General features: G+C 37.7%; 7 protein-coding genes. 5 read left to right on the top strand and 2 right to left on the bottom strand.

From position 1 onward, the window contains the following. Positions 1-164 precede the first annotated feature (164 nt). Both ACPDHL_RS15750 and ACPDHL_RS15745 read left to right on the top strand, forming a co-directional pair. Positions 165-446, top strand: a complete 282-nt coding sequence (locus ACPDHL_RS15750) for a hypothetical protein (RefSeq protein WP_430533678.1) — start codon at positions 165-167, stop codon at positions 444-446. A 37-nt stretch (positions 447-483) separates the two neighbouring features. Further along, complete coding sequence (locus ACPDHL_RS15745) at positions 484-558, top strand: NTF2 fold immunity protein (protein WP_430533679.1); 75 nt, start codon at positions 484-486, stop codon at positions 556-558. Positions 559-848: 290 nt separating this feature from the next. Here the strand turns inward: ACPDHL_RS15745 and ACPDHL_RS15740 are convergent, their stop codons facing one another. Further along, complete coding sequence (locus ACPDHL_RS15740) at positions 849-1,184, bottom strand: helix-turn-helix domain-containing protein (protein WP_430533677.1); 336 nt, start codon at positions 1,182-1,184, stop codon at positions 849-851. 189 nt (positions 1,185-1,373) lie between these two features. On the opposite strand from ACPDHL_RS15740, the gene ACPDHL_RS15735 reads away from it, so the two are divergent. Both ACPDHL_RS15735 and ACPDHL_RS15730 read left to right on the top strand, forming a co-directional pair. Beyond that, positions 1,374-1,661: a SymE family type I addiction module toxin gene (locus ACPDHL_RS15735; RefSeq protein ID WP_430533676.1), complete on the top strand. Its 288-nt coding sequence runs from the start codon at positions 1,374-1,376 to the stop codon at positions 1,659-1,661. Between the two features lie 820 nt (positions 1,662-2,481). After that, positions 2,482-2,805, top strand: coding sequence for a hypothetical protein (locus ACPDHL_RS15730; RefSeq protein ID WP_430533675.1), 324 nt, complete (start codon positions 2,482-2,484; stop codon positions 2,803-2,805). A 625-nt stretch (positions 2,806-3,430) separates the two neighbouring features. Here ACPDHL_RS15730 and ACPDHL_RS15725 read toward each other — a convergent pair. Beyond that, positions 3,431-4,855 (bottom strand): L-serine ammonia-lyase, encoded by a 1,425-nt coding sequence (locus ACPDHL_RS15725; RefSeq protein ID WP_430533674.1) that lies wholly within the window; start codon positions 4,853-4,855, stop codon positions 3,431-3,433. Positions 4,856-5,256: 401 nt separating this feature from the next. Here ACPDHL_RS15725 and dnaK point away from each other — a divergent pair, with 401 nt between their 5' ends. Continuing rightward, on the top strand, positions 5,257-7,164 hold the full coding sequence (gene dnaK / locus ACPDHL_RS15720; RefSeq protein WP_430533673.1) for a molecular chaperone DnaK: 1,908 nt from the start codon (positions 5,257-5,259) through the stop codon (positions 7,162-7,164). Positions 7,165-7,348 lie beyond the last annotated feature (184 nt).

Raw genomic sequence — 7,348 nt, 5'->3', positions numbered from 1 at the left:
TTTTTAATCGTGATGAGATTGAAGTTGAGGTATTGTTTATGGGATAGATGAAGGCACGGATTGCCGCGCCATCGGAGTTCAAATCCGCGCCATCGGATAGTAGAGTCGAGGCAGCTACTCAAAAGAAGGAAATGCGTAAAAATAGTTTTCAATCTAGATAAATTATGATAAAAAACATTGTGTTACTAGTATTGGTTTTACTAACAGCTGCATGTAGTAAGATTACACAGAGATCAAATAATGAAGAAACAAAAGGTACTTTGAGAACTTTTAAAGTGATTGAAAGACCTTTAGGATATGATAATGTCGATGGAATTGATAAGATTGAGGGATATGTTCCTAATGCAGATATAGCAGTTCAAATAGCAGAGTTAATACTTTGTAATATTTATAAAAAGGAATTAATTATTGAACAACGACCATATAATATTTTTTTTAAAAAATAATACTGTGTGGTGCATAGAAGGGAATTTGTCAGATGATATGGAAGGAGGAGTTTTTTATATTGAGATACGTAAAAGTGATGGAGCTGTTTTGAAGGTATTACATACTAAATAATAACAAACCCGCTAGTCAAATGATTAGCGGGTTTTGTGTTTTATAAAATTGATTGAATTTTTCTTTTAGCAATAAACGCGTCAATAACAGAGAAGATGTGATTGCGATCTGTTTCTTCAAATTTGGATGCTTCTAGAATGCATATGCTAGTGTTTTTGTCAGTGTGCCCATCATCTTTACCTGTTGTATAATCTAAGATAAATACCAAGGTGTAAGGTCGTACTCTTTTTTTATAGCCTTGTAAAGTAAAAGTCCGTTCATTCGTGTCAGTTTACGCCTTGTACAGTAAGCTATAGCTTGTAGGCTTTACGTGCTTTCGCGTCTCTGATATACGTATCAATCAGATCATAGAGGATTAGCTTTTTACTTTCTTCCAATTCTTCTAAAGCGAGAATGCGTTCCAGTGTTCGCTTATCAAAAGAAGTTTGTGAGATGGTACCTACTAAATAATCCAGCGATACTTCTAATGCATCCGCTATTTTTTTTGCTGCTTCAATAGAAGGGATGGCTTCTCCGCGTTCATATTTTCCAATCATCACTCGAGAAACCCCACTTTTATCCGCAAGGTCACTTTGTGAAAATCCTTTTTTGTCTCTTAGCTGTGTAATAATAGTTCCTGTGTTCATATCTAAAAGGATATAAAAGATTGTAGAAATACGTTATATATTCAAATTTAAGTAAATAAAGGAGATAAAAAAACCAGTTTTATTCGGTTGCTTTGAAATAAAAAGCTATATTTATATCTGAAAGTTACATATGGATCCTAAATCCTATACGAGCATGTAATTTATAGTAATCCAGTAAAAAAAGAGCATATGCCAACAAAAAATCAAAAACAAGTCAAGCTACATGGGCGCAAGCGTTCGTGTCAAGCCAGTGTTACAGGAAACCACCAAGTGCCGTGGTTGAATGTAAGCGGCATTTGGTTAGAAGCTTTGGGGTTTCATGTAGGAGATACGGTGCGTATCACTACGCGAGATAAACTACTGATCATTGAGCCCATCGATGAAAAGGAGCAAGCGGAAGAACAAGCAAAACAAGCCGTAAACGAAGAAATACAACGCTTACAAAGTAGGATCAATACCCTTAAAAGAAAAAGCTAAGGGAGGTGTGTCAACTCTTGTGTACTCAAGTGTAAGATAAGCAACAAAAGTGCTTAATCAGATACTGTTCCTTTTTTTCATTTTTAACATCCTTTACTTTCCGTTATGCTATATCACCTTTGCGTAACACAAGCTGTTGCCTGTGTTGTGGTGAAATTGCACCTTTCAGCCTACAAAAGCAGTGCGTTTTAGGGTGATCTTTACTTTAGCAAGCCATTGCATGGCTCTATTCATGGGGTTTTGTTTGGGTTTCCTTTGGGTTTTGTTTGGTAAAAGGGCCTTCAGCCCTTGTAAACACGGAGATATACCAATCAACTCCCAAAGAAAACGAAAAGGAGTGTTGGTTAATTTGTTGATTTTCTTTTGTTTGTGCTTTTTTTGAATAGGAAAAATAGGCGTAATCCTTCCTTTGTATACCCTATAAGAGAAGAATAAGGAAACTGGGGTTGTTTATAGTTAACGGTTTACAGTTTAGTTGCTGTTGAGACTGATGCGATGCTTCCTGCGTCAGCATGACAAGCTGATTGTACGCATTTTTTCTAGTTGATAAAATTTTGTAGAGAAGATGAGTAACTATTACTTGCAAGACAAACTCACAAACAACAAACAACAAATAACGAATAACAAAGAGCAAATAACAAAGAGCAAATAACAAAGAGCAAATAACAAAGAACAAATCGAAGATTCATCGAATACTAAAACAAAATATAAACTAAATGAGATACACCGCGCAAAAAGCAAATCATCAACCACACCTTCCACTTTTTTTTCTCCATCAAGATTTTAAATTGTAGTTTTATCCCAATTAAATACACAACCAATGAAAAAAGGTCTTATTGTTTTTTTAGTTGTCGTTTTGGTAGCGATTCTTCAAATCAGTTATTTTATGAAAGGGCAGGCGAGTCAAGAAGTCGCTAGTGAAGCCATTTATTTTGTGGTAGAAAGTGTAGAAGCTAGACCCGATGCAACCTACTCTTTTTACGATGCAGCAGGGAATGCCTTTAAGAGTTATACTTTTGATACACCCGAAGTGATCAAGAAGGGCGATATCATTGCTAAAGAAACCAATTCCAGTGAATTGACAGTCTATCGATTTGATAGCGACGGAAATAAAGAAGTGGTGTTGAGGATGAATGGGAAATGAGAAATGGGTTATGAGAAATGGGTTATGAGAAATGAGTTATGAGAAATGAGTTATGAGAAATGAGTTATGAGAAATGGGTTATGAGAAATGGGTTATGAGAAATGGGGTATGAGAAATGAGTTATGAGAAATGAGTTATGAGAAATGAGTTATGAGAAATGAGTTATGAGAAATGAGTTATGAGAAATGGGTTATGAGAAATGGGTTATGAGAAATGAGTTATGAGAAATGGGGTATGAGAAATGAGTTATGAGAAATGAGTTATGAGAAATGAGTTATGAGAAATGGGTTATGAGAAATGAGTTATGAGAAATGGGTTATGAGAAATGGGTTATGAGAAATGAGTTATGAGAAATGAGTTATGAGAAATGAGTTATGAGAAATGGGTTATGAGAAATGGGTTATGAGAAATGGGTTATGAGAAATGGGTTATGAGAAATGAGTTATGAGAAATGGGTTATGAGAAATGAGTTATGAGAAATGAGTTATGAGAAATGAGTTATGAGAAATGAGTTATGAGAAATGGGTGGGAAATGGGAAAATCCTCTAAATAAGAATAATTATCACAAACACCAACCCCCAAAAACAACATAAAAAAAAGATGGCATTCGCCATCTTTTTTTATATTAACAATCGGATAAGTTCACGGCTACTGCCAATCCACCTTCCGAGGTTTCTTTGTATTTATTATTCATGTCTTTGGCGGTTTCCCACATGGTACTCACTACTTTATCCAAAGGTACTTTGGCGTTTTTAGGATCCGTATCGAGGGCAAGTTCAGCTGCGTTAATCGCCTTAATTGCTCCCATGGCATTGCGTTCAATACACGGAATCTGTACTAATCCACCAATGGGATCACAGGTTAACCCTAAGTGGTGTTCCATGGCGATTTCTGCTGCCATCATCACTTGTTCAGGGCATCCGCCCATCAATTCACAAAGTGCTCCAGCTGCCATGGCACTGGATACGCCAATCTCAGCCTGACATCCACCCATGGCCGCAGAAATAGTAGCGCCTTTTTTGAAAATACTGCCGATTTCGCCAGCAACTAGTAAGAACTGCTTGATTTCTTTTTCGCTCGCTTTGTGGTTTTCAATGACTAAATAGTACATCAATACCGCGGGAATTACACCTGCACTTCCATTTGTTGGTGCGGTAACCACACGACCCAAGGAAGCATTTACTTCATTGACTGCCAAGGCAAAACAACTCACCCATTTCAAAATTTGACGGAAGTATACTTTAGTTTTGCGAATCGTTCCCAACCATTCTTGTGGATTGGAATACGGCAAATCACTTTTTAAGTTTTGATGTGAATCATAAGCGCGTCGGCGCACATTTAATCCCCCTGGTAAAACGCCTTCCGTATGACAGCCAATATACATGCATTCTAACATCGTATGCCATACGCGCATTAATTCACGGTGAATCTCGTCTTCACTGCGCAGGGATTTCTCATTTTCATATACCAGCTGAGAAACCGTCATATTTTGTTCCTTACAATACGCCAAAAGCTCGGTTGCCTTGTCAATAGGGTAAGGAAAACTCGCTTTTATCTCCTCGTTTTTTGCATTTTCAGCACTTTCTTCTTTTACAACAAACCCACCGCCAATGGAGTAAAAGGTAGAAGTATACGTTTCTCCGGTTTGAGTTTGAACAGTAAATGTCATTCCATTCGCATGGAAAGGCAAAAAGTTTCTATTGAATACAATATGAGTTGAAGGATCAAATGCAAGGAGTAACTCAGCGCCGAGGTTGATGGTTTTGGTGCTGTTTATTTCAGCAATAATACTGCTGATATTTTCTACGGGAACGTATTCTGGATCGGCACCACTCAAACCTAACATAACGGCTAAGTCTGTGGCATGTCCAACGCCAGTCAGAGAAAGCGAACCATATAAGTCGACAGTAAGTTCCTGTACATGGTTAAATAGTTGACGTTCTTTCAGTTCTTTCAAGAAAAGCTCTGCTGCTCTCCAAGGACCTAACGTATGTGAGCTCGACGGTCCAACGCCAATCTTGAGCATATCAAAAACAGATATACATTCCATAATGTTGCATGATTTAATCGTCACGAAGATAAGTAAAAACTGCGGAGTCACAACGGTCGGAATTGGATTTAACGTATTGACAGATTAAAGTTTTTGTAGGAGGCTAATGCATTGAATTCGAGCTAAATTAGGGTAGTAAACGCAGAAATACTATATAATTATGATAAAAATTGGGAATAGTGTTGAAAGTGAGCTGTCAGGAAAATAGCCAAAAACGACAGGGTAAGGCAGGCAAAAGGACTTGAATTGTGACAAAGTGGCATTGTAAAAAGGACATTTTAGCAAAAAAGGAGTCAGAAATGGCACAGATTGTTCTTGGCACAAAGATTGACTAATAGTAAGCGAACCTGAGGTTCACAAATTGAAAAATAAAGTATAAAAAAATAAACGATAAACATACTATGAGTAAAATAATTGGTATTGACTTAGGAACTACAAACTCATGTGTTTCTGTAATGGAAGGGAACGAGCCAGTAGTAATTACGAATGCAGAAGGAAAGAGAACAACACCTTCAGTAGTAGCATTTGTTGAAGGAGGAGAAATTAAAGTGGGTGACCCTGCAAAACGTCAGGCAGTAACAAACCCAACAAAAACTGTAGCGTCTATCAAGCGATTTATGGGTGAGAAATTCAGCCAAATCCCTGCGGAGATTACAGCTGTTCCTTATGCTGTAGTAAAAGGAGATAACGATACCCCTCGCGTTGATATTGACGGACGTTTATACACACCGCAAGAAATTTCTGCTATGACTTTACAAAAAATGAAGAAAACAGCAGAGGATTTCCTCGGACAAGAAGTAACAGAAGCTGTAATTACGGTACCCGCTTATTTTAATGACGCACAACGTCAAGCGACAAAAGAAGCAGGTGAAATTGCAGGATTAAAAGTAAGACGTATCATTAACGAGCCAACAGCGGCTGCTTTAGCATACGGATTAGACAAAACTGGAAAAGATCAAAAAGTAGTTGTATACGATTTAGGAGGGGGTACATTTGATATCTCAATCTTAGAATTAGGAGACGGAGTATTCGAAGTATTGTCTACAAACGGTGATACACACTTAGGTGGGGATGACTTTGACAACGTAATCATCAACTGGTTAGCAGAGGAATTCAACTCAGCTGAAGGTGTTGATTTACGCAAAGATGCTATGGCATTACAACGTTTGAAAGAAGCAGCTGAAAAAGCAAAAGTAGAATTGTCTTCTGCTACACAAACAGAGATTAACTTACCGTATATTACGGCTACAGCTTCAGGACCGAAACACTTAGTACAAACATTGACAAGATCGAAATTCGAACAATTGTCAGATGATTTAGTACGTCGTTCAATGATCCCTTGTGAAAAAGCGTTGAAAGATGCTGGATTATCTAAATCAGATATCGATGAGGTAATCTTAGTAGGAGGTTCAACTCGTATCCCAAGAATCCAAGAAGAAGTAGAAAAATTCTTCGGTAAAAAACCACACAAAGGAGTAAACCCAGATGAGGTAGTTGCTATTGGTGCAGCGATTCAAGGTGGTGTATTAACTGGAGATGTAAAAGACGTATTGTTGTTAGACGTTACGCCACTTTCTTTAGGTATTGAAACAATGGGAGGCGTATTGACAAAATTAATTGAAGCCAATACAACAATTCCTACTAAAAAATCACAAGTGTTCTCTACAGCTGCGGACAACCAACCATCTGTTGAAATCCACGTATTACAAGGAGAAAGACCGATGGCAAATGACAACAAAACAATTGGTCGTTTCCACTTAGATGGTATTCCACCTGCACAAAGAGGAGTGCCTCAAATTGAAGTAACTTTCGATATTGATGCCAACGGAATCATCAAAGTATCTGCTACAGATAAAGGAACAGGTAAATCACATGACATTCGTATTGAAGCTTCTTCAGGATTGACAGAAGAAGAAATCGAAAGAATGAAAAAAGAAGCAGAAGCGAATGCGGATGCAGATAAAAAAGCAAAAGAATCAGCAGATAAAATCAACGAAGCAGATGCAATGATTTTCCAAACGGACAAGCAATTGAAAGAATTTGGAGATAAGCTATCAGCAGCGAACAAAACTGCGATTGAAGGTGCTTTAGAGGAATTGAAAAAAGCGTACGAAACAAAAGACGTAGCGACAATTACTCCAGCTTTAGACAAAATCAATGAGGCTTGGAAAGCAGCTTCTGAAGAAATGTACAAAGCACAAGCTGAGGCTCAACAAGGAGGTGCACAAGACGCTCAACCGAACCAAGGTAACCAAGGGGGTGGAGATGCTGAAGGTCCTCAAGATGTGGAGTACGAAGAAGTAAAATAAGAACCCTAAAGTTTTTATAGTTATAATTGAAGAACCGAGTCATCCAATGGCTCGGTTTTTTTATTTTATAGCATTAAGGGTTATGAGTTAAGGGTTAAGGGTTATGAGTTAAGGGTTATGAGTTAAGGGTTATGAGTTAAGGGTTATGAGTTAAGGGTTATGAGTTAAGGGTTATGAGTTAAGG

The sequence above is a fragment of the Myroides sp. C15-4 genome, assembly GCF_050522745.1.
In the GTDB taxonomy this organism is placed as follows: Bacteria; Bacteroidota; Bacteroidia; order Flavobacteriales; family Flavobacteriaceae; genus Flavobacterium.
The sequence above is the reverse complement of the archived record's forward strand: the minus strand, read 5'-3'. Positions and strand labels throughout refer to the sequence as shown.

Coding starts and splice junctions, on each gene's coding strand:
- dnaK (WP_430533673.1), top strand. CDS start 5,257: ATGAGTAAAATAATTGGTATTGACTTAGGAACTACAAACTCATGTGTT.
- ACPDHL_RS15730 (WP_430533675.1), top strand. CDS start 2,482: ATGAAAAAAGGTCTTATTGTTTTTTTAGTTGTCGTTTTGGTAGCGATT.
- ACPDHL_RS15750 (WP_430533678.1), top strand. CDS start 165: ATGATAAAAAACATTGTGTTACTAGTATTGGTTTTACTAACAGCTGCA.
- ACPDHL_RS15725 (WP_430533674.1), bottom strand. CDS start 4,855: ATGGAATGTATATCTGTTTTTGATATGCTCAAGATTGGCGTTGGACCG.
- ACPDHL_RS15735 (WP_430533676.1), top strand. CDS start 1,374: ATGCCAACAAAAAATCAAAAACAAGTCAAGCTACATGGGCGCAAGCGT.
- ACPDHL_RS15740 (WP_430533677.1), bottom strand. CDS start 1,184: ATGAACACAGGAACTATTATTACACAGCTAAGAGACAAAAAAGGATTT.